Here is a 23,487-nt window from a genome sequence, read left to right as displayed (position 1 = left end):
GCCCGAGAGCCTTGAGCGACAAGAAGAAGACCGGCGCCCCGCGCGCGATGAAGGTCCGCGTGAAGAGCGCGCGCGGGCGCACGACCTCGTCGCAGCGCTGGCTCGAGCGCCAGCTCAACGACCCCTACGTGGTGCGCGCCAAGGCGGAGGGCCTGCGCTCGCGCGCGGCCTTCAAGCTGCTCGAGATCGACGAGAAGCACAAGTTCCTGAAGCCCGGCCAGCGCATCGTCGACCTCGGGGCGGCGCCGGGCGGCTGGTCGCAGATGGCCGCGCGCAAGATCGGGCTCGAGCGCTCGGATCGCGCGACCATCGTCGGCATCGACCTCCTGCCCGTGGAGCCGATGCCCGGCGCCACCTTCCTCACGATGGACTTCCTGGAGGAGGAGGCGCCGGCGCGCCTGAAGGCGCTCATCGGCGGCGAGGCGGACGTCGTCATGTCCGACATGGCGGCCAACGCCACCGGCCACAAGAAGACCGATCACCTGCGCATCATGGGCCTCGCGGAGGCGGGGGCGGAGTTCGCCCGCGAGGTGCTCGCGCCGGGCGGGACGTTCCTCTGCAAGGTCCTGCGCGGCGGCACGGAGCACACGCTGCTCGCGGACCTCAAGCGGGATTTCGCCCGGGTGCAGCACGTCAAGCCGGCGGCGAGCCGGGCCGATTCGGCGGAGCTGTTCGTTCTGGCGACGGGCTTTCGCGGGCGCCCCGGCAGCGCCGAAGAGAGCTGAGCGGGCGCCGCACCGCGCCTGCGCACCTTCGCGGCGCTGTTCCTTCCCGATCGCTACTGTATTAGTTTCGCCACACTGTTGTGTGAACGCATCAGCGCGCGTCGGCGAATCGGCGGCGCAAGCCCGAGGGCGACGTGAAGGACAAGCGACGCACGATCAACCCGGACGAGGAGATCGCCGCGACCGGACCGGGCTGGATCGGGCTCGTCCTCGTGGTCTCGGCCCTCGTCTCGGCGCTGGCCAGCTTCCTGATCCTGTCGGGGCTCACCCCGATCCAGCCGACCGAGGCCGTCACCCTCAACGCGCTGTTCATCAACATCGGCTTCATCCTCGCGCTCGCCGTGATGATGGCCGTGCAGGGCCGGCGCCTGCTGCGGGCCCGGCGCGCGGGGGCGGCGGGCGCGCGGCTGCACCTGCGCTTCGTCGTCCTGTTCAGCGGGATCGCGACGGTGCCGGTCGTGGTGGTCGCCGTCGTCGCCTCGATCGCGCTGGCGCGCGGGCTCGAGCCCTGGTTCTCGGGCTGGATCGACACGCTGCTCCAGAACACCGTCGAGATCGCCCACGAGTACCGCGAGCTGCAATGCCGCACGCTGGCGCGCGAGACGACGCTGATGGCGGCCGATCTCGACCGCGCCAAGGTTCTCTACGACGCCGATCCCGACCTTTTCCGCGAGTTCATGCGCTCGCGGGCCGTCTTCCTCGGCTTTCCCGTGGCGATGATGGTCGAGGCCGACGGCACGATCGTCGAGGAGATCGTCAACGTCCCGATCCCCGGCCTCGAGGTGCCCGGCCCGGCGGATCTCGCCGATGCCGAGGTCGAGGAGGCGCTGTGCCTCGTGCCGCGCGAGGACTCGGTGCTGCGCTCGATCCTGAGGCTCGAGGAGCACGACGGGCGCATCCTCTTCGTCACCCGCTTCGTCGACCGCCGCGCGCTCGACTTCCCCAACGAGGCGGAAGCGGGAATGAGCTATTACAGGCTCCTGGAGCAGCTCTCGTCGGGCATCCAGGTCGCCTTCGCCTCGATGCTGGCGGTGATCACGCTGATCATCCTGCTGTCGGCGATCTGGTTCGGGCTCGGCTCGGCCGACAACCTCGTCTCGCCGATCAGGCGGCTGATCCGGGCGACGCAGCAGGTGGCCGAGGGGAATTTCTACGTCCAGGTCCCCGTGCGCCGGGCGGAGGGCGACCTCGCCTTCCTCGGGCAGACCTTCAACGCGATGACCTCGGAGCTGCGCCGCCAGCACGACGGGCTCACCGCCGCGAGCCACGTCATCGACCAGCGCCGGCGCTTCACCGAGGCCGTGCTCTCGGGCGTCTCGGCGGGCGTGATCGGGCTCGACGCGCACGGGGTCGTGACGATCATGAACCCCTCGGCCGAGCGCCTGTTCGGCGTCGGCGAGGCCGACGTCGTGGGGCGCCCGGCGCCACAGGCGCTCCCCGAGCTCGCCGCGCTGGTCGAGACCGCCCGCGCCTCGCGCGCCCGGCTCACCCAGGAGCAGATCGCGATCCAGCGCGGCGGGCGAGAGCGCACGGTCGACGTGCGCGTCACCTCCGAGCAGGCGCGCGGCGACGAGAAGGGCTTCGTCGTCACCCTCGACGACATCACCGACCTGGTCGCCGCCCAGCGCACATCGGCGTGGGCGGACGTGGCGCGGCGCATCGCCCACGAGATCAAGAACCCGCTCACCCCGATCCAGCTCTCGGCGGAGCGCATCCGCCGCAAGTACGGCAAGGTGATCACCGAGGACCGCGCGGTGTTCGACCAGTGCACCGACACGATCGTGCGCCAGGTGGACGACATCAAGCGCATGGTCGACGAGTTCTCCTCCTTCGCGCGGATGCCCAAGCCCACCCTCGTGGGCGACGAGGATCTCTGCGACACGGTGCGCCAGGCGGTGTTCATGCTGCGCATCGCCCACCCGGACATCGCCTTCGTCGACGAGCTGCCCGAGGGCCCGATCCCGGCGCGCTTCGACCGCCGGCTCGTGTCGCAGGCCGTGGGCAACATCCTCAAGAACGCGGCCGAGGCGCTCGCCGAGTCGCCGGACGTGCCGACGGGGGAGGGGCGCATCGTCGTGCGCGTGCAGCAGCCGGACGGCATCGTCGCGATCGACGTCATCGACAACGGCCGCGGCTTCCCGGTGGAGAACCGGCACCGGTTGCTCGAGCCCTACATGACCACCCGCGAGAAGGGCACCGGCCTCGGCCTGCCCATCGTCGCCAAGATCTTCGAGGAGCACGGCGGCGGCGTCGAGCTCCGCGACAACCCGGAGGGCCGGGGCGCTTGGGTGCGCCTCTGGTTCCCGGCCGATCCCGCGCCCGGCGCGGGCACAGACACGACCAGCGCCGAGGCGGCGCAGATTTCGGGGGCGACATCGCCATGAGCGCCGACATCCTCATCGTCGACGACGAGACCGACATCCGCGAGCTCGTCGCGGGCATCCTGGAGGACGAGGGCCACCGCTGCCGTACGGCGGGCTCGTCCGACGACGCGCTCGCGGCCATCGAGAGCCGGCGCCCGCACCTCGTCTTTCTCGACATCTGGCTCCAGGGCTCGCGGCTCGACGGGCTGCAGGTGCTCGAGCAGGCCAAGGCCAGCCATCCCGAGCTGCCGATCGTGATGATCTCGGGCCACGGCAACATCGAGACCGCCGTCTCGGCGATCAAGCTCGGCGCCTACGACTTCATCGAGAAGCCGTTCAAGGCCGATCGGCTGGTGCTCGTCGCCGAGCGCGCCCTCGAGGCCTCCCGGCTCAAGCGCGAGGTGCGCGAGCTCAAGGCGCGCTCCGCCCAGGCGAGCCGGATCTGCGGCCGGTCGCCCGTCATGAACCAGCTGCGCCAGACGGTGGAGCGGGTCGCGCCGACCAACGCGCGCGTCCTCGTGACCGGCGCGCCGGGCTCGGGCAAGGAGCTCGTGGCGCGCACGCTCCACGGACTCTCGGCCCGCGCCAACGGCCCCTTCGTCGTCATCAACGCGGCGACGATCACGCCGGAGACGATGGAGGCCGAGCTCTTCGGCATCGAATCGGGGGAGGCGCGCGATCGCCGCGTCGGTGCGCTGGAGGAGGCGCACGGCGGCACGCTCTACATCGACGAGATCGCCGACTTTCCCAGGGAGACCCAGGCGCGGATCCTGCGTGTGCTCGTCGAGCAGAACTTCCAGCGCGTGGGCGGCTCGACGCGCGTGCACGTCGACGTGCGCATCGTCTCCTCCTCGAGCCGCGACCTCGCCGCCGAGATCGCCTCGGGTCGCCTGCGCGAGGACCTGTTCCACAGGCTGTCGGTCGTGCCGATCCGGGTGCCCTCGCTCGCCGAGCGGCGGGAGGACGTGCCGGAGCTGATCGCCTTCTTCATGGAGCAGATCTCCCGTGCCACCGGCCTCGCGCCGCGGCGGATCGGGCACGACGCGCTCGCCGTGCTCCAGTCGCACGACTGGCCGGGCAACGTCCGCCAGCTGCGCAACAACGTCGAGCGGCTGATGATTCTCGCCGCCGGCGACGCCGAGACCGAGATCTCCGCCGACATGCTCCCCGCGGAGGTCGGCGCGCTCGTGCCGGCGACGCCGAGCGGGGCGGGAGGCGAGAAGCTGATGAGCCTGCCGCTGCGCGAGGCGCGGGAGATCTTCGAGCGCGAGTACCTCATGGCGCAGATCGCGCGGTTCTCCGGCAACATCTCCCGCACGGCGGAGTTCATCGGGATGGAGCGCTCGGCGCTCCACCGGAAGCTGAAGTCGCTCGGCGTTCATGCCTGAGGCGGAGGGCCTTCGTGCGGGTTATCCGTGCTAAAATGCGTTCCGGAACCTTCGGGGGGCTTGCCTTGTGCCGACCTCCCATCTGTAATGGGCGGTGCCGGTTCAGGGCCGCCGACAGGCGGCCGATCTAACCTCCATGGCTCCTGGCCTCCAAGACCGGCGGCGGCAGGGTGGCGAGGCAAACTCATGGCGGGCGAGCGCGCGCAAAATCTCCAGGACACGTTCCTCAACCACGTGCGGAAGAACAAGGTCCCCTTGACCATCTTCCTCGTGAACGGCGTGAAGCTCCAAGGCGTTGTGACATGGTTCGACAATTTCTGCGTCCTGCTGCGCCGCGACGGTCATTCACAGCTCGTCTACAAGCACGCGATCTCCACGATCATGCCGGGTCAGCCGATCCAGCTGTTCGAGCAGAACGACGAGGGCGCCGAGAAGGGTTGACGAGAGAGGTTGATCCGTGAGCGAGGCGAACCCGCCCGTCGAGGAGCGGCTCCGGCGTCTCGCCGAGCCCGAGAAGGAAGTCGCCTCGGGGACGCCGACGCTCGTCGTCGGCCCGTACCCGACACGCCGCCGATCGGGCGGCGAGGCCGACGGCCCGCCGACGAACCCCCGCGCCTTCGAGTCGCGCCTGGAGGAGGCTGTCGGCCTCGCCGGGGCGATCGACCTGAGCGTCGTCGAGGCGCTGGTCACGCCCCTCGCGGCGCCGCGGCCGGCGACCTATCTCGGCAAGGGGAAGGTCGAGGAGCTGAAGGGCATCGTCACCGCGCACGAGATCCGTCTCGTGGTGATGGACTGCGCTCTCTCGCCGGTGCAGCAGCGCAACCTCGAGAAGGAGTGGGGCGCCAAGGTCATCGACCGCACGGGGCTCATCCTCGAGATCTTCGGGCGCCGGGCGCGTACCAAGGAGGGCACGCTCCAGGTCGAGCTCGCGCACCTCAACTACCAGAAGAGCCGTCTCGTCCGCTCCTGGACCCACCTCGAGCGCCAGCGCGGCGGCTACGGCTTCCTCGGCGGGCCGGGCGAGACGCAGATCGAGGCGGACCGCCGGCAGATCCAGGAGCGCATGACGCGCATCGAGCGCGACCTCGAGACGGTGACGCGCACCCGCGCGCTCCACCGCACCTCGCGTCGGCGCGTGCCGTACCCGGTCATCGCGCTCGTCGGCTACACCAACGCGGGCAAGTCGACGCTCTTCAACCGCATGACCCGTGCCGAGGTGATGGCGGAGAACATGCTCTTCGCGACGCTGGACCCGACCTCGCGGGCGATCGCGCTGCCGCACGGCGAGAAGGCGATCCTCTCGGACACGGTGGGCTTCATCTCCGACCTGCCGACCATGCTCGTCGCCGCCTTCCGCGCCACGCTCGAGGACGTGATCGAGGCCGACGTGCTGCTGCACGTGCGCGACGTCTCGCACGGGGAGACGCTGGCGCAGGCCGAGGACGTGCGCCGGGTCCTGCGCGATCTCGACATCGACCCGGAGGATCGCGCGCGCCTCGTCGAGGTCTGGAACAAGGCGGACCTGATCGACGCCGAGGAGCGGGCCCGGCTCGAGGCGGTCATCGCCCGCATGGACCCGCACGAGCGCCCCGCGCTCGTCTCCGCCGTGACGGGGGAGGGGATCGAGGAGCTGCTGCGCGTCGTCGAGGACCGCATCGCCCGCGACCGCCCGACCTACGCGGTGACGCTCGACCCCGGCGACGGCGCGAGCGTCAACTGGCTCTACGAGCAGGCGGAGATCTTCGAGCGGCACGACCGCGAGGACCGGCTCGACTTCGTCGTGCGCATCGCCGCCGAGAAGGAGCCGCGCTTCCTCCAGCGCTTCCCGAAGGCGCGGCGCGCGGCGGCCGCTTAACCGATCCTTCACCATCGCCGCCGACGATCTCGTCATGGTCGTCAAGAAACGCCTCCGCGCCGTCCTGATTCCCCTCGCGCTCTACGGAGTGTCGGGGCTCGCGGTCGGCTATTTCGTGCACCACGCCCAGTCGGGCCAGCGTGGGCTCGAGGCCAAGCGCGAGCTGCAGATCGAGCGCGAGCGCATCGCCGCGACGCTGGACGCGCTCACCCGCGAGCGGGAGGACTGGGAGCACCGCATCGCCCTCGTGCGCGCCGAGCAGATCGATCGCGACCTGCTCGAGGAGCAAGCGCGGCTGATGCTCGGGCGCGTCCACGCCAACGACGTGGTGATCATGCTGGGGCCGGCCGCCGACGCGCCGGCGGCACGCGCCGAAACTTCGATCAACTGAAAAGAAGTTGATTCTGGAACTTCCTTTATTCCGAGGGACATGAGGGGGGCCCGCGGCGTCTGTGCACGCACTCTTGCGCTCTCGCTTTCCGACTTTAGTTGGGCTAAGACTTGGCGCGAGGAAAACGTCTCGGAGGTGTGCATGGCCACGGCTGCACGTCGGACGCAAGGCGCGTCCGCATCCAGCAAGTCCGCTTCCGCCAAGTCCGCTGCGATCAAGTCCCCGGCCAAGGGGCGCGCTGCGAAGGGCTCGGCGACCAACGCTCCCACCCTCGACAAGGAGGAGGAGCTCCACGCCTATCGCGAGATGCTGCTGATCCGCCGCTTCGAGGAGAAGGCGGGACAGATGTACGGCATGGGGCTGATCGGCGGCTTCTGCCACCTCTACATCGGCCAGGAGGCCGTGGTGGTGGGCATGCAGATGGCCTCGGCGGACGGTGACCAGGTGATCACCGGCTACCGCGACCACGGCCACATGCTGGTCACGGGCATGGACCCCAAGGGGGTGCTCGCCGAGCTCACGGGTCGCCGCGGCGGCTACTCGAAGGGCAAGGGCGGTTCCATGCACATGTTCTCCAAGGAGAAGCACTTCTACGGAGGGCACGGCATCGTGGGCGCCCAGGTGCCGCTCGGCACCGGCATCGCCTTCGCCAACCGCTATCGCGGCGAGGACCGCGTCAGCATGGTCTATTTCGGCGACGGCGCGGCCAACCAGGGCCAGGTCTACGAGAGCTTCAACATGGCGGCGCTCTGGAAGCTGCCCGTCGTCTACGTGATCGAGAACAACCGCTACGCCATGGGCACGTCGGTGACGCGCTCGGCCGCGCAGTCGGACTTCTCCAAGCGCGGGCTCTCGTTCGGCATCCCCGGCGAGCAGGTCGACGGGATGGACATCCGCGCGGTGAGGGCCGCCGGCGCGCGCGCCATCGAGCACGCCCGCTCCGGCGAGGGGCCCTACATCCTCGAGATGCTCACCTACCGCTACCGCGGGCACTCGATGTCGGACCCGGCCAAGTACCGCACCAAGGACGAGGTCTCGCGCATGCGCGAGGAGCACGATCCGATCGAGCAGGTGCGCCGGCGCCTGATCGGCGAGTTCGGCGTGCCGGAGGACGAGCTCAAGGGCATCGACGGCCAGATCCGCAAGATCGTCAACGAGGCGGCGGACTTCGCGACGAGCGATCCGGAGCCCGACGCGTCCGAGCTGTTCACGGACATTCTCCACTGATCTCCCCTCCCTCCGGCAGCGCGCCCCCGCCCGGCGGGGCGCGCGGCTGTCGTCGACCGAAGAGCGCAGGTCCATGCCCATCGACGTCCTGATGCCCGCCCTCTCCCCGACCATGGAGCAGGGGAAGCTCGCCAAGTGGCTGAAGAAGGAAGGCGACACGGTCAAATCCGGCGACATCCTCGCCGAGATCGAGACCGACAAGGCGACCATGGAGGTCGAGGCGGTGGACGAAGGCGTCCTCGCCAAGATCCTGGTCGCGGAGGACACCGACAACGTCGCCGTCAACACGCCGATCGCGATCATCGCGGAGGAGGGCGAGGACGTCTCGGCGGCGGCCTCCGCCGGCGCATCGGCTCCTGCTCCGGCTGCCGCGCCGTCCCCCGCGCCCGAGCCCGCCGGCGGCGCGCCCGCGCAGATGGCCGCCGAGGGCATGGCGGCGCAGCCGGCCGGTGCGGGTCCCACGGACGCGACCGCCCCGGTCGCCCGCCCGGCCGCGCCCGCCGTGATCCGCCCCGAGGGCGTCTACGACGCGACGCAGGAGATCCCCGCCGGCACCGAGATGGTCAACACCACGGTGCGCGAGGCGCTGCGCGACGCCATGGCCGAGGAGATGCGCCGCGACGAGAGCGTCTTCGTCATGGGCGAGGAGGTGGCCGAGTACCAGGGCGCCTACAAGGTGACCCAGGGCCTGCTCCAGGAGTTCGGCGGCCGCCGCGTGATCGACACGCCGATCACGGAGCACGGCTTCGCGGGGCTCGGCGTCGGCGCGGCCTTCTCCGGCCTGCGGCCGATCGTCGAGTTCATGACCTTCAACTTCGCCATGCAGGCGATCGACCAGATCATCAATTCCGCGGCGAAGACGCTCTACATGTCCGGCGGCCAGCTCGGCGCGCCGATCGTCTTCCGCGGCCCCAACGGCGCCGCCGCGCGCGTCGCGGCCCAGCACAGCCACGACTACGCCGCCTGGTACTCGAACGTGCCCGGCCTCAAGGTCGTGATGCCCTACACCGCGGCGGACGCGAAGGGGCTCCTCAAGAGCGCCATCCGCGACCCGAACCCGGTGATCTTCCTCGAGAACGAGATCCTCTACGGCCAGTCCTTCCCGGTGCCGAAGCTCGACGACTTCACGGTCCCGATCGGCAAGGCCAAGGTCCACCGCCAGGGCACGGACTGCACCATCGTCTCCTTCGGCATCGGCATGACCTACGCGCTCAAGGCCGCGCACGAGCTGGAGGGCGAGGGGATCTCCTGCGAGGTCGTCGACCTGCGCACCATCCGCCCGATGGACTCGGAGACGGTGGTCGCCTCGGTGATGAAGACCGGGCGCTGCGTCTGCGTCGAGGAGGGCTTCCCGCAGTCGGGCGTCTCCGCCGAGATCGCGACGCGCGTCCAGGCCGACGCCTTCGACTATCTCGACGCGCCGGTCGCCCGCGTCACCGGCAAGGACGTGCCGATGCCCTACGCGGCCAACCTCGAGAAGCTCGCGCTGCCGTCGGTGGCGGAGGTGGTGCAGGCGGTCAAGGCCGTCTGCTACCGCTGAGCGGGGAGGGCGCGGCATGGACGGAGAGGACGACACCCCGCTCTTCCACGAGCTCGAGGCGCCGCCGGACGTCCGCGAGCGAGGCGGGCACGAGATCCTGCGCGCGAGCGTCGTGGAGGGTGCGGTGTCCGTCTCGCTGCGGCGCTCCTTCGACGACCCCTTCACCTGGGGCGTGCTCTTCGTCGATCTCGCCCGCCACGCCGCACGCGTCTACGCCCTCGAGACCGGCATGAGCGAGGACGAGGCCCTCGCCCAGATCCGCGCCGGCATCGAGAGCGCCCTCGACGATCCCACCGATCCCGGCTCGACCAGCGCCGTGAACTGACCTTTCCCGTTCAAGCTCAGGATCCAGCGACGATGCCCATCAACATCCTGATGCCCGCCCTGTCCCCCACGATGGAGAAGGGCAACCTCGCCAAGTGGCTCAAGAAGGAAGGCGACTCGGTCAAGTCCGGCGACATCCTCGCCGAGATCGAGACCGACAAGGCCACGATGGAGGTCGAGGCCGTCGACGAGGGCGTGCTCGCGAAGATCGTGGTGCCCGAGGGCACGGCGGACGTGCCGGTGAACGACGTCATCGCGGTGATCGCCGAGGAAGGCGAGGACCCGAAGAGCGTCCAGGCGCCCGCTTCCGGCGGCGCGCCGGCGGCTCCCGAGCCGAAGCCCGAGACCGAGCCGGTCGCGCCGCAGGCGAACACGACGACGGCGGGCGGCGGCGAGGCCGGGCACATGTCCTACGCCCGTGTCGACGAGGCGCCCGGCGGCACGCCGGCTCCCGCCCCGGCTCCGGCTTCCGCCCCCGCGGCCGCGCCGTCCGGCGGGCGGATCTTCGCCTCGCCGCTGGCCAAGCGCATCGCCAAGGAAGGCGGGCTCGATCTCTCCGGCGTGCAGGGCTCGGGCCCGCACGGGCGTATCATCGAGCGCGACGTCAAGGCGGCGCTCGCCGGCGGCACGGCGAAGGCGGCTCCCGCCGCCGCGGCACCCGCCGCCGACGCGATGCCGCAGAAGGCGGTGCCGACTCCCCCCGCCGCCACCGCCGGCGCGACCATGGCGCAGGGTCTCAAGCTCGATCAGGTCAAGGCCATGTTCGAGAAGGGCTCCTACGAGGAGGTCCAGCTCGACGGCATGCGCAAGACCATCGCCAAGCGCCTGCTCGAGTCCAAGCAGACCATCCCGCACTTCTACCTGACGATCGACGTCGAGCTCGATGCGGCGCTGGCGATGCGCGGGCAGCTCAACGCCGCCGCCCCGGTGAAGGACGGCAAGCCCGCCTACAAGCTCTCCGTCAACGACTTCGTGATCAAGGCGCTGGCGCTCGCGCTCCAGCGCGTGCCGAACGCCAACGCGGTCTGGGCCGAGGACCGGATCCTCAAGCTGAAGCACTCCGACGTCGGCGTCGCGGTGGCGATCGAGGGCGGGCTGTTCACGCCGGTGATCCGCAAGGCGGAGACGAAGACGCTGTCGGCCATCTCCGCCGAGATGAAGGACCTCGCCGGCCGCGCCCGCAACAAGCGCCTCAAGCCGGAGGAATACACCGGCGGCACCACCGCCGTGTCGAACCTCGGCATGTTCGGCATCCGCGAGTTCGCCGCCGTCATCAACCCGCCCCACGCCTCGATCCTCGCCGTCGGCGCGGGCCAGCAGCGGGTCGTCGTGAAGGACAACGCGCCGGCCGTGGTCCAGGCGATGAGCGTGACGCTGTCCTGCGACCACCGCGTGGTCGACGGCGCGCTGGGGGCCGAGCTGCTCGCGGCGTTCAAGGAGCTGATCGAGAACCCCATGGGGATGCTGGTTTGAGGTGAGGCTCGTCCTCCCGGGCGGGTCTCGCGGGGTGCGAGGCGGTGGAGCGGGGCGTGCAGGGGCCGCATAGAGAGCGAGCTGGTCCTGCGGCACCCACACCCCCGGCCCCTCTCCGCAAGGGAGAGGGGAGACCCTCGGCGGGTGTCGTCCAGGTCGGCGGCTCGGTCTCCGGCGTGGATGCAGGTACTTTCTCCTCCCTTGCGGAGGAGGTGGCCGCGAAGCGGACGGAGGAGGGTCGTCGGGCGGGTCTCGCCGGGTGCGAGGCGGTGGAGTGGGGCGTGCAGGGGCTACATCGAGGGCGAGCTGGTCCTGCGGCACCCACGCCCTCTGCCACTCTCCGCGCGGGAGAGGGGGGAGATCGTCGGCGGGTGTCGTCCACGTTGGGACATGTTCTCGAAGGGGGATCTTCGATGCCGTGGAATCAACCTCCGAAGAGCTCGACCACGCCCGCGGCTCGGCGGGCGGCACGGTCGCTGCGCCGGAACACGACCTTCGCGGAGAAGCGCCTCTGGTGGCATTTGCGCAAGCGCGTGCCACTCGAAGGCACATCCTGGCGCCGGCAGTACCCTCTCGGCTCCTACGTCGTCGATTTCTGCTGCTTGAAGCACAAGCTGATCATCGAGGTCGACGGAGCGAGCCACTCCTACGACGCGCAGCAGGCGCGCGATGTCGAGCGCGATACGGCGCTCGCGCGGCAAGGTTTCCGCGTCCTGCGCTTCACCAACGACACCGTCCTGCGCGACATGGATGTCGTCATGGACACGGTCCACGCCCACTTGGCCGAGATCGTTCCCACCCATGCCTGACGCCGCGACCCTCGCCGCCGCCACCCTGCGCCCCGCAACGCCCGCGGACGCGCGCGACGTCGCGGTCCTGTGGGACGTCGCCAATGCGGGCCACGTGGCGAGCGTGTTCGCGCGTGACGTGCGGGGCGGGCGCTCCTGGCTCGATGCCGCCGCGGCGGAGATCGCGCGGCCCTCGGGCGAGATGTCGTGGAAGAACGCCGTCGTCGCCGAGGCGGACGGCGCCGTCGTCGGCGCCCTCGTCGCCCTGAAGCTGACGCGCCGGATGGGCAGGCTCGCCCTCCTGCGGCTGCCGCCGGACCAGCGCTCGCACTACGAGCTCCTGGCGACGGTGCACGGCGCCTATCTGCTGCGCGACCTCGCCGTCCTGCCGGAGCGTCGCGGGCGCGGCATCGGCGCGGCGCTGATCGATGCCGGCATCGCGCGCGCCCGCGCCGCCGGCTGCGACCGGCTCGCCATCACCACCCACGAGACCAACGCCGCCTTCCGCGCCCACCTGGCGCGCCGGGGCTTCTCCGAGATCGATGCCCGGCCGGTGCGCCAGCATGCCCGCTACACCCCGCACAGCCGCTGGATCCTCCTGACCCGCCCCGTCGAGGGCGCCCGACCCTAGACGAGAGGGACCTCACCATGGCCGATACCTACGACGTGATCATCATCGGCGCCGGTCCCGGCGGCTACGTCGCCGCGATCCGCGCGGCGCAGCTCGGGATGAAGACCGCCGTCGTCGACCGCGAGCATCTGGGCGGCATCTGCCTGAACTGGGGCTGCATCCCGACGAAGGCGCTGCTGCGCTCGGCCGAGATCTTCCACTACATGTCGCATGCCGGCGACTACGGGCTCTCCGCCCAGGGCGTCTCGTTCGACATCGGCGCCGTGGTGAAGCGCTCGCGCGGCGTCTCCGGCCGGCTCAACGGCGGCGTCGGCATGCTGCTGAAGAAGAACAAGGTCGACGTGATCTGGGGCGAGGGCTCGATCGCCAAGGCCGGCGAGGTGACCGTGAAGCCCGCCACCAAGTCCGTCGAGGGCCCGCCGGTGCCGGCGCCGAAGGGCGCGCTCGGTCCGGGGAGCTACAAGGCCAAGCACATCGTCGTCGCCACCGGCGCGCGCCCGCGCGTGCTGCCGGGCATCGAGCCCGACAAGACGCTGATCTGGACCTATTTCGAGGCCATGGTCCCCAAGGAGATGCCGAAGTCGCTCCTCGTCATGGGCTCGGGCGCCATCGGCATCGAGTTCGCTTCGTTCTATCGCACGATGGGCGCGGAGGTCACCGTCGTCGAGGTGATGCCGCAAATCCTGCCCGTCGAGGACGCCGAGATCGCCGCGATGGCGCGCAAGCGCTTCGAGAAGCAGGGCATCAAGATCCTCACCTCCGCCAAGGTGGCCAAGGTCGAGAAGGGGTCCAGCTCGGTCACGGCGACGATCGAGACCGACAAGGGCTCGCAGCAGATCACGGCCGACAGGCTGATCTCGGCGGTGGGCGTCGTCGGCAACGTCGAGGGCCTCGGGCTCGAGGCGCTCGGCGTCAAGATCGAGCGCGGGGTGATCGCCACAGACGGGCTCGGCCGCACCAACGTGCCGGGCGTCTACGCCATCGGCGACGTCGCCGGCCCCCCGATGCTCGCCCACAAGGCCGAGCACGAGGGCGTCATCTGCGTGGAGACCATCGCCGGGCTCCACACCCACGCCATGGACAAGGGCATGATCCCGGGCTGCACCTACTGCCACCCGCAGGTGGCGTCCGTGGGCCTCACCGAGGCCAAGGCGAAGGAGCAGGGGCTCCAGGTCAAGGTCGGCCGCTTCCCCTTCGCCGGCAACGGCAAGGCGATCGCGCTCGGCGAGCCCGAGGGCATGGTCAAGACCATCTTCGACGCCAAGACCGGCAAGCTGCTCGGCGCCCACATGATCGGCGCGGAGGTCACCGAGCTGATCCAGGGCTACGTGGTGGCCATGAACCTCGAGACCACCGAGGAAGAGCTGATGCACACGGTCTTCCCGCACCCGACCCTGTCGGAGATGATGCACGAGAGCGTGCTCGATGCGTATGGGCGGGTGATTCACACGTGAGCCCGGAACGAGGAGGCCCCATGCCCGAACCCGGCCCCCCGCGCGACGGCGCGGCCGACACGCGGCGCATGAAGGCCGTCCTCGTCGCGGCCGCCTCGCTCGCCTTCGCGACCGCGCCGCTGGCGTTTCCCTTCGCCGGCTTCGATCCGGACCTGTTTCCCGTGCCGCAGGTCGACCCGCCGGTCCAGCCGGCGGGCTATGCCTTCGGGATCTGGGGAGCGATCTACCTGTGGCTCCTGACGTCCGCCGCGTTCGGCCTCGTGCGCCGCGGGGACGATCTCGCATGGGACCGACCGCGCTGGCCGCTCGCCGGCAGCCTCGTCGTCGGCGCCGCCTGGCTCGCCGTGGCGCAGGTGAGCGCCGTCTGGGCCGCGGTGCTGATCTGGGTGATGCTGATCCTCGCCCTCGTGGCGCTCGCGCGGACCCCTCGGGAGGACCGCTGGCTGCTGCGCGCGCCGCTGGCGCTCTATTCCGGCTGGCTCACGGCGGCCTCGTGGGTCGCGATCGGGCTCGTGGGAGCGGGCTACGATCTCTGGCTCGGCCCGGTGGGCTGGGCGTTCGCGTGCCTGATCGGCGCGCTCGCCACGGCGGGCATGGTGCTCGCGCGCGTGCCCGCCATCCCGTTCTATGCCGTCTCCGTGACGTGGGCCCTCGTCGCCGTCGCCGTCGCGAACTGGGGGGACGCCTGGAGCGTGGTCGCGCTCGCGCTTCTCGGCGCCGCGGCCGTTGCCGCCCTCGGCTACCGCAGCGCGCTCGCCTGATCCGCCGCGTCTCGCGAGGCGATCGCGGACGCCCCCCGCGGCCCTTGCGTCTCCGCCGCGCCTCGGCTTAACCAATCGCCATCTTCAACGGGGGCGATGATCATGAAGTCGAGGACCCTGGCGCTCGCGGTGCCTGCCCTCGCGGTGCTCGCGATCGGCCTGTCGGGCTGCGCGACGATCACCCGCGAGGAATGCCGGGCGGAAGACTGGTCCAGCATCGGGCAGCGGGACGGGGCGGAGGGTCACGCGCCCTCGCGGCTCGAGAGCCATGCGCGGGTGTGCGCCAACTTCGACATCGTTCCGGACGTCGCGGCCTACCGCAGCGGCTGGGATTCGGGCGTGCTGCTGTACTGCACGCCGCAGAACGGCTTCGCCACCGGCCGCGACAACGACAGCTATCACGGCCTGTGCCCGGCGAGCGTCGCGGGTCCCTTCCTCGAGGGGCGCGAGATCGGCGCGCGTCTCGGCGCCGCCGAGCGGCGCGTCGCCTCCGCCGAGAGCCGGCTGCGCAACGGCGACAGCGAGCGCGACAGACTCCGCCGGCGCATGGACGAGCTGCGCGACGACCGGACCCTCTCGGCCACCGATCGGCGCGAGCGAATCGACGAGATCCGAGACCGCATCGACGATCTGCGCTGGGACATGGACCGGGCGCGCTTCGACCTGCAGCAGGCGAGCGCCGCGCTCCCCGCTGCGCAGGCGCAGGCGCAGCGCTTCTTCGATCGCTACGCCCGCCGGCAGTGATCGGCGCCTCGCCTGCGGCGGAACGCCCGCACGAGGCCGCGCGTTACGGCCACGATCATCGTCCATCGGGGAGCTGAAATTCCATGTCCATCATCGCCTGGATCGTCGTCGGCATCATCGCCGGCTTCATCGCGGAGAAGGTCACCGGCCGCAACCACGGCCTCCTGACCAACCTCGTCGTCGGCATCATCGGCGCCATCGTCGGCGGCTTCATCGCCTCTCTCCTGGGCTTCGAGTTCCGCGAGGGCTTCAACCTGGCCTCGATCGTGGTGGCGACGATCGGCGCCATCGTCTTCCTGTGGATCCTCGGCATGGTCCAGGGCCGCAGGGCGCGATAAGCGCCGCGCGCGCGGCGAGCGCGGGCCTGACCTGCATCCGGCGTGCGGTCCCTCGCCGCGTGGGATTTGCGTCTTGCGCGGCGACGCCCTAGATCAAGGCGACGCCACGAGCCTGCGCATCGCGCGGGCGCCAAGCCGGATCGGGAGAGCATGACCGTCGTTCTCGACCTCCTCGCCAAGGACACCCGCGCCGCCCGCCCGCGCCATCCCGAGAAGGCGCATCGGCCCGACCAGCCGCTCCAGCGCAAGCCGGACTGGATCCGCGTCAAGGCGCCGGGCTCTCCCGGCTGGGCGGAGACGAAGCGGATCGTCAAGGAGAACGGGCTCGTCACGGTCTGCGAGGAGGCCGGCTGCCCGAACGTGGGCGAGTGCTGGACGAAGAAGCACGCCACCTTCATGATCATGGGCGACACGTGCACCCGCGCCTGCGCCTTCTGCAACGTCAAGACCGGCATGCCCGAGGCGCTCGACGCCCGAGAGCCCGAGCACATCGCGCTCGCGGTGGAGAAGCTGGGCCTCGAGCACGTGGTGATCACCTCGGTCGACCGCGACGATCTCGAGGACGGCGGCGCCGAGCACTTCGCACAGGTGATCGGCGCCATCCGCGCGCGCTCGCCCAAGACCACGATCGAGGTGCTCACCCCCGACTTCCTGAGGAAGCCCGGCGCGCTCGAGATCGTGGTCGCGGCGCGCCCCGACGTGTTCAACCACAATCTCGAGACCGTCCCGTCGAAGTACCTGAAGGTGCGCCCCGGCGCGCGCTACTTCCATTCCATCCGCCTGCTCCAGCAGGTGAAGGAGCTGGATCCGACGATCTTCACCAAGTCCGGGATCATGGTCGGGCTCGGCGAGGAGCGCAACGAGGTGCTCCAGCTCATGGACGACCTGCGCTCGGCGGAGGTCGACTTCATGACGATCGGCCAGTACCTGCAGCCGACGCGCAAGCACCACCCGGTGATCCGCTACGTGACGCCCGACGAGTTCGAGGCCTACCAGACGACTGCCTACGCGAAAGGCTTCCTGCTCGTTTCCGCGTCACCGCTGACGCGCTCCTCCTACCACGCGGGCGACGACTTCGCGCGGCTCAAGGCCGCGCGCCTCGCCAAGCTCGGTCGCTGACCGGCCGCCGCCATGCCGTCCTTCCGCACCACACGCCGCGTCCGGCACACGCCGGAGGAGATGTTCGCCCTCGTCGCGGACGTCGAGCAGTACCCGAAGTTCGTGCCACTGTGCGAGGACCTGAAGGTCCGTCGCAAGGTGCAGAGCGGGGAGGGGGTGGAGACGCTCGTCGCCGACATGACGGTGGGCTACAAGCGCATCCGCGAGAGCTTCACGAGCCGCGTCACCCTCGATCGCGCGCGTGCGCGGATCGACGTCGAGTACGTCAACGGTCCGTTCCGCTACATGGAGAACCGCTGGACCTTCAAGCCGGCGGGCGAGGGCGCGTGCGACGTGGAGTTCTACATCAACTACGAGTTCAAGAACTTCGCCCTCGGCATGCTGATGGGTACGATGTTCGACCGCGCCTTCCGCAAGTTCTCCGAGGCGTTCGAGGAGCGGGCGGACGCGATCTACGGGTGAGCATGTCATCCCGGATGCCGAAGGCAGTCCGGCGCCCAGAACCACAGGCCTTCGAAGAGCGGCGCGCCGGCGCCGCGGCGCGAGGCGCCTCCGGCAGCGTTCGTGGACGCGCGCGCTACCGCGCACGCTCGGCACACCCCTGCGGATCTGGGCCCCGGGCCCGCTCCGCGACCCGGGGTGACACCTAACCCGCTGCCTGGTCGAGTCGCAAAGCCCTCTCCAGCATCCCGAGCGCATCCGCCACCGTCCGCAGCCGCACCATCGAGCGCCCGAGGTCGCCGTAGCGCATCTCGAGATGCCGGGTCGCCCCGCGGCGGCGGGCGAGGCCGAAATGCACGAGGCCGACCGGCTTCTCGGCGGAGCCGCCGCCCGGCCCGGCTATGCCGGTGACCGCGACAGAGACGTCCGCGCGGGAGGCGGAGAGCGCACCCTCGGCCATGGCGCGGGCGGTCTGCTCGCTCACCGCGCCGTGGGCGGCGATGATCCCGGCCGGCACGCCGAGGCACTCGATCTTGGCCTCGTTGGAATAGGTGACGAAGCCCCGCTCGACCACCGAGGACGAGCCGGCGATGTCGGTGAGCAGGCCCGCGATCAGGCCGCCGGTGCAGCTCTCGGCGGTGACGATCCGCAGGCCCGCCTCGCGATAGGTGTCGAGCAGGGCTGTCGCGCGATCGCGCATCTCGTCGGGAAAAATCACGCGTGTTCCTCCGGCAATCGGATCGTCGCCGCCGCCTGCGCGGCGATGCCCTCGCGCCGGCCGGTGAAGCCGAGCCGCTCGGTCGTCGTCGCCTTGATCGAGACGCGCGCGACCGGCACGTCGGCGGCGCGCGCGATCGCCTCGCGCATGGCCTCGCGGTGCGGCCCGACCTTGGGCGCCTCCGCCAGGATCGTCGCGTCGAGGAGATCGATCACCCCGCCGCGCGCCCGCACGCGCTCCGCCGCGAAGGCGAGGAAGCGGTCCGAGGAGGCGCTCTTCCACTTCGGGTCGGAGGGCGGGAAATGCGTGCCGATGTCGCCCTCCGCCAGCGCGCCGAGCAGCGCGTCGGTGAGCGCGTGGAGCACGACGTCGCCGTCCGAATGGGCGAGCACGCCACGCTCGTGGTGGATGCGAACCCCGCCGAGCCAGACGTGGTCGCCCTCGGTGAAGGCGTGGACGTCGAATCCGGTGCCGAGACGGGTGATCATGCGCGCCTCCTCGCCGCCCGCGGCGGCGAAATCCTCCGGGCGGGTGAGCTTGATGTTGCCCGCCTCGCCCTCGAACACGGTGACGGGATGCCCCGCCCACTCCATCAACGCGCCATCGTCCGTGAAGTCCTCGCGACCCGCATCGGCGGCGGCGCGGTGGGCCTCGAGCAGGGACGCGAAGCGGAAGCCCTGGGGCGTCTGCACGGCGCGCAGGCTGGCCCGCGGCGGCGTCTCCACGACCCGGCCCGTCTCGTCCACGCGCTTGACCGTGTCGACGACGGCGACGCCGGGGATCGCCGCGCCGGTCTCCTGCGTCGCGGCGATGGCGCGATCGATCAGGGCGGGGGAGAGGAACGGACGCGCCGCGTCGTGGACGAGAACGATCCCCGCGGCGCCGAGCTCCGCGAGGCGCACCAGCCCGCGGGCGACGGACGCCTGGCGCGTGGCGCCGCCGGGCACCGGCGAGGCCAGCTTCTCGCGTGCGGGCGGATCGAGGACGGCGACGACGCGGGCGTAGAAATCGCCGTCGTCCGGGTGGGTGACGACGAGGATGCGGTCGATCGCCGCGTGCGTGCCGAAGACGGCGAGCACGCGGCCGAGCACGCTCGCGCCGCCGACGAGACGGTACTGCTTGGGATCGCCCGTCCCGGCACGTGCGCCGCGGCCCGCGGCGACGATGAGGGCGGCGATGCGGGGCTCTGCGGACAAGGGGCGTTCCTGGTCGGGCTGTCACACGGATGTGGTGATAGAGAATGCCGCCGCCGGAGGCAAACGTCGGTGCCTCCACCGGCGCCGCGCGTGGCACTTGCCAATTTCACAGGCTTGGCTAATTGTTGGGCACAATGACGATGCAGCAGAATCCCCACCCGTCGCCCCAGGCCGATGCGGAGGTCGCCTGGCGGATCGGCCCCGTGCCGGTCTCTCGTCGTGCGGTGCTCGCGCCGATGTCGGGCGTCACCGATGTCCACATGCGCCGGATCGCGGCCGGCTTCGGCGCGGGCCTAGTCGTGTCGGAGATGGTCGCCTCCGACGACTTCGTGAACGGCGACGAGGAGACTCGCCTGCGGGCGGAGGGGGAGGGCGTCTCGCCCCACGTCGTCCAGCTCGCCGGCTGCGACCCGCGCTGGATGGCGGAGGCCGCGCGCCTCGCGCAAGCGAACGGAGCGGACGTCGTCGACATCAACATGGGCTGCCCGGCCAAGCGCGTCACCGGCGGCTGGGCGGGATCGGCCCTGATGCGCGACCTCGACCACGCGACCGGGCTGATCGAGGCCACCGTGGCGGCGGTGTCGATCCCCGTCACCGTCAAGATGCGGCTCGGGTGGGACGACGCCGCGCGCAACGCGCCGGAGCTCGCCCGGCGCGCCGAGGCAGCCGGCGCGCGGGCGATCACCGTCCACGGCCGCACGCGCCAGCAATTCTACAAGGGTCGGGCGGATTGGGATGCGATCGCGCCGGTGCGCGCGGCGACGACGCTGCCGCTCGTCGCCAACGGCGACATCGCGACCCTGGAGGACGCGCGCGCCTGCCTCGTGCGCTCGCGCGCCGACGCGGTGATGATCGGCCGCGCCGCGCTCGGCCGGCCCTGGCTCGTGGCGACGATCGGGGAGGGGCTCGCCGGCCGGGAGCCGCGCGAGCCCTCGCCCGAGGAGAAGGTCGCCGCCATGCGCGCCCATTACGAGGGCCTGCTCGCGCTCTATGGCCGCGCCATGGCGGTTCGCCACGCCCGCAAGCACCTCGCCGCCTTCGCCGATCACGCCCGCGCCGACGGCTTCGCGCTCCCGGCGGCAGAGCGCGCCCGCCTCGTCACGACCGAGGAACCCGCCGAGGTGCTCGACCTCGTCGGCGCGGTCTACGCCCATCCGCTGCGAGACGCCGCATGAAGACGCCGACCACCGACGCGGTGATGAACGCCTTGCCGCTGCCGGTCCTCACGGTCGGGCCGGACCACGTCATCCTGAACGCCAACGCCGCCGCGGAGGCCTTCCTGGAGGCGAGCCAGCGCGTGCTGCGCCGGCAGAAGCTCAGCGACTTCATGCCGTTCGGCTCGCCGGTTCTCAGCCTGATCGAGGAGGTCCGCCGCCGCGGCGTGTCCGTGAGCGAGTACCGCGTCGACATCGGCGGCCCGCGGCTCGGCATCGAGCGCATCGTCGACGTCATCGCCTCGCCGATGCCGGAGGACCCGCCGACCGTCGTGGTGATGATCCAGGAGCGGACCATCGCCGACAAGATGAACCGCCAGCTCACCCACCGCACCGCGGCGCGCTCGGTGACCGCGCTCGGCGCGATGCTCGCCCACGAGATCAAGAACCCGCTCTCGGGGATCCGCGGCGCGGCGCAGCTGCTGGAGCAGTCCGCCGCCGACGAGGACAGGGTCCTCACGCGCCTCATCTGCGACGAGGCGGACCGGATCGTGAAGCTCGTCGAGCGCGTCGAGCTGTTCGGCGAGCAGAGGCCCGTCGAGCGCGTGCCGGTCAACGTCCACAGCGTGCTCGACCACGTCAAGCGCCTCGCCCAGACGGGCTTCGCCCGCCACCTGCGCATCGTCGAGAGCTACGACCCGTCGATCCCGCACGTGCTGGGCAACCGCGACCAGCTCGTCCAGGTCGTGCTCAACCTCGTCAAGAACGCCGCCGAGGCCATCGGGCCGGACGCGCTCGAGGGCGAGATCGTGCTCTCCACCGCCTTCCGCACCGGCGTGCGGCTCGCGATCCCCGGCTCGGCGGAGCGCGTGTCGCTGCCGATCGAGATCGCGGTGCGCGACAACGGTCCCGGCATCCCCCCCGAGCTCGTGCCCGACCTGTTCGACCCCTTCGTCACCACCAAGGCCAACGGCTCTGGCCTGGGGCTTGCATTGGTGGCGAAGATCGTGGGCGACCACGGCGGGATCGTCGAATGCGATCCCGCGCCGCGCAAGACCACGTTCCGCATGCTCCTGCCGATGCATACGGCCGAGGACGGCCGCGGCTCGTAACGCGTATCCGACAGCCCCCGAGAGTGCGACCATGCCCAGCGGACACATCCTCCTCGCCGACGACGACGCCGCCATCCGCACGGTGCTCAACCAGGCGCTCTCGCGCGCCGGGTACGAGGTGCGCTCGACCTCCAACGCCGCGACGCTGTGGCGCTGGGTGGCGCAGGGGGACGGGGACATCATCATCACCGACGTGGTGATGCCCGACGAGAACGCCTTCGACCTGCTGCCGCGCATCAAGCGGCTGCGGCCCGAGCTGCCGATCATCGTGATGAGCGCGCAGAACACGTTCATGACGGCGATCAAGGCCTCCGAGCGCGGCGCCTACGAATACCTGCCCAAGCCCTTCGACCTGAAGGAGCTCGTCGCCGTGGTGGGGCGCGCCCTGTCGCGCCCGCGCGGCCCGGTCTCGTCCGGGGAGGGGGAGGGCGACGACATCCCGCTGGTGGGCCGCTCGCCGGCGATGCAGGAGATCTACCGCGCCCTGGCGCGGCTGATGCCGACCGACCTCACCGTGATGATCACCGGCGAGAGCGGCACCGGCAAGGAGCTCGTCGCCCGCGCGCTGCACGATTACGGCAAGCGCCGCTCCGGCCCGTTCGTCGCGGTCAACATGGCGGCGATCCCGCGCGACCTCATCGAGAGCGAGCTGTTCGGCCACGAGAAGGGCGCCTTCACCGGCGCGACGCAGCGCTCGGCGGGCCGCTTCGAGCAGGCGGAGGGCGGCACGCTCTTCCTCGACGAGATCGGCGACATGCCGATGGAGGCGCAGACCCGGCTGCTGCGCGTGCTGCAGCAGGGCGAGTACACGACGGTCGGCGGGCGCACGCCGATCAAGACCAACGTGCGCATCGTCGCGGCCACCAACAAGGACCTGCGGATCTCGATCCAGCAGGGGCTCTTCCGCGAGGACCTGTTCTTCCGCCTCAACGTCGTGCCGCTGCGCCTGCCGCCGCTGCGCGAGCGCGTCGAGGATATCCCCGACCTCGCGCGCCACTTCTTCGCGCAGATCGAGAAGGAAGGGCTCGCCCGCAAGCAGATGGATTCCGAGGCGATGGACCGCCTCAAGCGCTACCGCTGGCCGGGCAACGTGCGCGAGCTCGAGAACCTGATCCGCCGCCTCGCCGCCCTCTACCCGCAGGACACGATCACCGGCCCGATCATCGAGGGCGAGCTCGACGTGCGCCCGATCGAGAGCGTCATCGGCACCGGTGCCGACGACCCGGAGGCGCCCGAGACGCTGTCCGGCTCGGTGGAGCGGCACCTGACACGCTACTTCTCCAACTTCCGCGAGACGCTGCCCCCGCCGGGCCTGTACCACCGCATCCTGCGCGAGGTGGAAGGCCCGCTCATCGCCGCCGCGCTCACAGCCACACGCGGCAACCAGATCCGCGCGGCCGAGCTGCTGGGCCTGAACCGGAACACCTTGCGCAAGAAGGTCCGCGATTTGGATCTACCGGTGATCCGTACGACGCGGTGAGGCCGCGGCTCGCCCGGCCCCACCGCCCGTGCTGCGCACGGACTCCTCCCCTTCGGGGAGGACGCGGGGTCGCGGATGACGCCTACGTCGATGACGCCCACCGACCGCCTCCTCCCCGAAGGGGAGGACGGAGGCCGAAGGCCGGAGGGTGGGGAGGGCGGCGATGCGGCTCGCCGGGATATCGGCCGCCCCCGCCGCCCCAAGCGTGGCATCGTCTTCCGGTCGGGAGCCCGTCCGGAAATGACGTGCGGGTGGACAAGCGACC

The 23,487-nt window shown here is 71.0% G+C and carries 23 protein-coding genes; 21 read left to right on the top strand and 2 right to left on the bottom strand.

Annotated features, from left to right (window positions below):
• Nucleotides 1-11 precede the first annotated feature (11 nt).
• The 18 genes from G407_RS0102625 to G407_RS0102540 all read left to right on the top strand — a co-directional run bounded on the left by G407_RS0102625 (nt 12) and on the right by G407_RS0102540 (nt 17,583).
• Nucleotides 12-725 carry an RlmE family RNA methyltransferase gene (locus G407_RS0102625; protein WP_029029557.1) on the top strand — a complete coding sequence of 238 codons (714 nt, stop codon included), beginning with the start codon at nt 12-14 and terminating at the stop codon, nt 723-725.
• Between the two features lie 134 nt (nt 726-859).
• Nucleotides 860-3,109 (top strand): sensor histidine kinase, encoded by a 2,250-nt coding sequence (locus tag G407_RS25330; RefSeq protein ID WP_084327231.1) that lies wholly within the window; start codon nt 860-862, stop codon nt 3,107-3,109.
• Nucleotides 3,106-4,476: a nitrogen assimilation response regulator NtrX gene (gene ntrX / locus G407_RS0102615; RefSeq protein WP_029029556.1), complete on the top strand. Its 1,371-nt coding sequence runs from the start codon at nt 3,106-3,108 to the stop codon at nt 4,474-4,476. Before G407_RS25330 ends, ntrX begins: the two co-directional genes overlap by 4 nt.
• Nucleotides 4,477-4,662: 186 nt before the next feature.
• Nucleotides 4,663-4,917, top strand: a complete 255-nt coding sequence (gene hfq, locus G407_RS0102610) for an RNA chaperone Hfq (protein ID WP_029029555.1) — start codon at nt 4,663-4,665, stop codon at nt 4,915-4,917.
• A 16-nt stretch (nt 4,918-4,933) separates the two neighbouring features.
• On the top strand, nt 4,934-6,331 hold the full coding sequence (hflX, locus tag G407_RS0102605) for a GTPase HflX (protein ID WP_029029554.1): 1,398 nt from the start codon (nt 4,934-4,936) through the stop codon (nt 6,329-6,331).
• 34 nt (nt 6,332-6,365) lie between these two features.
• Nucleotides 6,366-6,722: an FtsB family cell division protein gene (locus G407_RS25325; protein ID WP_052340870.1), complete on the top strand. Its 357-nt coding sequence runs from the start codon at nt 6,366-6,368 to the stop codon at nt 6,720-6,722.
• Between the two features lie 141 nt (nt 6,723-6,863).
• Nucleotides 6,864-7,949, top strand: a complete 1,086-nt coding sequence (gene pdhA, locus G407_RS0102595; protein ID WP_052340869.1) for a pyruvate dehydrogenase (acetyl-transferring) E1 component subunit alpha — start codon at nt 6,864-6,866, stop codon at nt 7,947-7,949.
• A gap of 73 nt (nt 7,950-8,022) precedes the next feature.
• Nucleotides 8,023-9,489, top strand: a complete 1,467-nt coding sequence (locus G407_RS0102590; protein ID WP_029029552.1) for a pyruvate dehydrogenase complex E1 component subunit beta — start codon at nt 8,023-8,025, stop codon at nt 9,487-9,489.
• 16 nt (nt 9,490-9,505) lie between these two features.
• Nucleotides 9,506-9,814 (top strand): DUF5076 domain-containing protein, encoded by a 309-nt coding sequence (locus G407_RS0102585; RefSeq protein WP_029029551.1) that lies wholly within the window; start codon nt 9,506-9,508, stop codon nt 9,812-9,814.
• Nucleotides 9,815-9,846: 32 nt separating this feature from the next.
• Complete coding sequence (locus G407_RS0102580; protein WP_029029550.1) at nt 9,847-11,286, top strand: pyruvate dehydrogenase complex dihydrolipoamide acetyltransferase; 1,440 nt, start codon at nt 9,847-9,849, stop codon at nt 11,284-11,286.
• Nucleotides 11,287-11,657: 371 nt separating this feature from the next.
• Complete coding sequence (locus G407_RS25320) at nt 11,658-12,095, top strand: endonuclease domain-containing protein (RefSeq protein ID WP_245259009.1); 438 nt, start codon at nt 11,658-11,660, stop codon at nt 12,093-12,095.
• Nucleotides 12,088-12,705 carry a GNAT family N-acetyltransferase gene (locus G407_RS0102570; RefSeq protein ID WP_029029549.1) on the top strand — a complete coding sequence of 206 codons (618 nt, stop codon included), beginning with the start codon at nt 12,088-12,090 and terminating at the stop codon, nt 12,703-12,705. Before G407_RS25320 ends, G407_RS0102570 begins: the two co-directional genes overlap by 8 nt.
• A gap of 17 nt (nt 12,706-12,722) precedes the next feature.
• Complete coding sequence (lpdA, locus tag G407_RS0102565; RefSeq protein ID WP_029029548.1) at nt 12,723-14,159, top strand: dihydrolipoyl dehydrogenase; 1,437 nt, start codon at nt 12,723-12,725, stop codon at nt 14,157-14,159.
• Between the two features lie 20 nt (nt 14,160-14,179).
• Entirely contained in the window at nt 14,180-14,920 is a 741-nt protein-coding gene (locus G407_RS0102560) for a hypothetical protein (RefSeq protein WP_210163062.1), read from the top strand.
• A gap of 102 nt (nt 14,921-15,022) precedes the next feature.
• Nucleotides 15,023-15,664, top strand: coding sequence for a DUF2799 domain-containing protein (locus G407_RS0102555; RefSeq protein WP_029029546.1), 642 nt, complete (start codon nt 15,023-15,025; stop codon nt 15,662-15,664).
• Nucleotides 15,665-15,747: 83 nt separating this feature from the next.
• Nucleotides 15,748-16,002: a GlsB/YeaQ/YmgE family stress response membrane protein gene (locus G407_RS0102550; RefSeq protein WP_029029545.1), complete on the top strand. Its 255-nt coding sequence runs from the start codon at nt 15,748-15,750 to the stop codon at nt 16,000-16,002.
• Between the two features lie 150 nt (nt 16,003-16,152).
• Nucleotides 16,153-17,121, top strand: coding sequence for a lipoyl synthase (gene lipA, locus G407_RS0102545; protein WP_029029544.1), 969 nt, complete (start codon nt 16,153-16,155; stop codon nt 17,119-17,121).
• Nucleotides 17,122-17,133: 12 nt separating this feature from the next.
• Complete coding sequence (locus G407_RS0102540) at nt 17,134-17,583, top strand: type II toxin-antitoxin system RatA family toxin (RefSeq protein ID WP_029029543.1); 450 nt, start codon at nt 17,134-17,136, stop codon at nt 17,581-17,583.
• Nucleotides 17,584-17,767: 184 nt separating this feature from the next.
• Here the strand turns inward: G407_RS0102540 and G407_RS0102535 are convergent, their stop codons facing one another.
• Both G407_RS0102535 and G407_RS0102530 read right to left on the bottom strand, forming a co-directional pair.
• Nucleotides 17,768-18,262, bottom strand: a complete 495-nt coding sequence (locus tag G407_RS0102535) for a CinA family protein (RefSeq protein ID WP_043538823.1) — start codon at nt 18,260-18,262, stop codon at nt 17,768-17,770.
• 14 nt (nt 18,263-18,276) lie between these two features.
• Nucleotides 18,277-19,476, bottom strand: a complete 1,200-nt coding sequence (locus G407_RS0102530; protein ID WP_029029541.1) for a bifunctional 2-C-methyl-D-erythritol 4-phosphate cytidylyltransferase/2-C-methyl-D-erythritol 2,4-cyclodiphosphate synthase — start codon at nt 19,474-19,476, stop codon at nt 18,277-18,279.
• 140 nt (nt 19,477-19,616) lie between these two features.
• Between G407_RS0102530 and dusB the strand changes: the two genes are divergently transcribed.
• Genes dusB through ntrC form a run of 3 tightly spaced genes read left to right on the top strand, consistent with a single transcriptional unit; the run spans nt 19,617 to nt 23,222 of the window.
• On the top strand, nt 19,617-20,651 hold the full coding sequence (gene dusB, locus G407_RS25315; RefSeq protein WP_052340912.1) for a tRNA dihydrouridine synthase DusB: 1,035 nt from the start codon (nt 19,617-19,619) through the stop codon (nt 20,649-20,651).
• Nucleotides 20,648-21,742, top strand: coding sequence for a two-component system sensor histidine kinase NtrB (locus G407_RS0102520; protein ID WP_029029540.1), 1,095 nt, complete (start codon nt 20,648-20,650; stop codon nt 21,740-21,742). The genes dusB and G407_RS0102520 overlap by 4 nt, the downstream gene beginning before the upstream one ends.
• A gap of 31 nt (nt 21,743-21,773) precedes the next feature.
• Nucleotides 21,774-23,222 carry a nitrogen regulation protein NR(I) gene (gene ntrC, locus G407_RS0102515; protein WP_029029539.1) on the top strand — a complete coding sequence of 483 codons (1,449 nt, stop codon included), beginning with the start codon at nt 21,774-21,776 and terminating at the stop codon, nt 23,220-23,222.
• The last annotated feature ends 265 nt before the right edge of the window (nt 23,223-23,487 follow it).

It is taken from the genome of Salinarimonas rosea DSM 21201, from assembly GCF_000429045.1.
In the GTDB taxonomy this organism is placed as follows: domain Bacteria; phylum Pseudomonadota; class Alphaproteobacteria; order Rhizobiales; family Beijerinckiaceae; genus Salinarimonas; species Salinarimonas rosea.
This window is presented reverse-complemented; position numbering and strand designations above follow the sequence as displayed.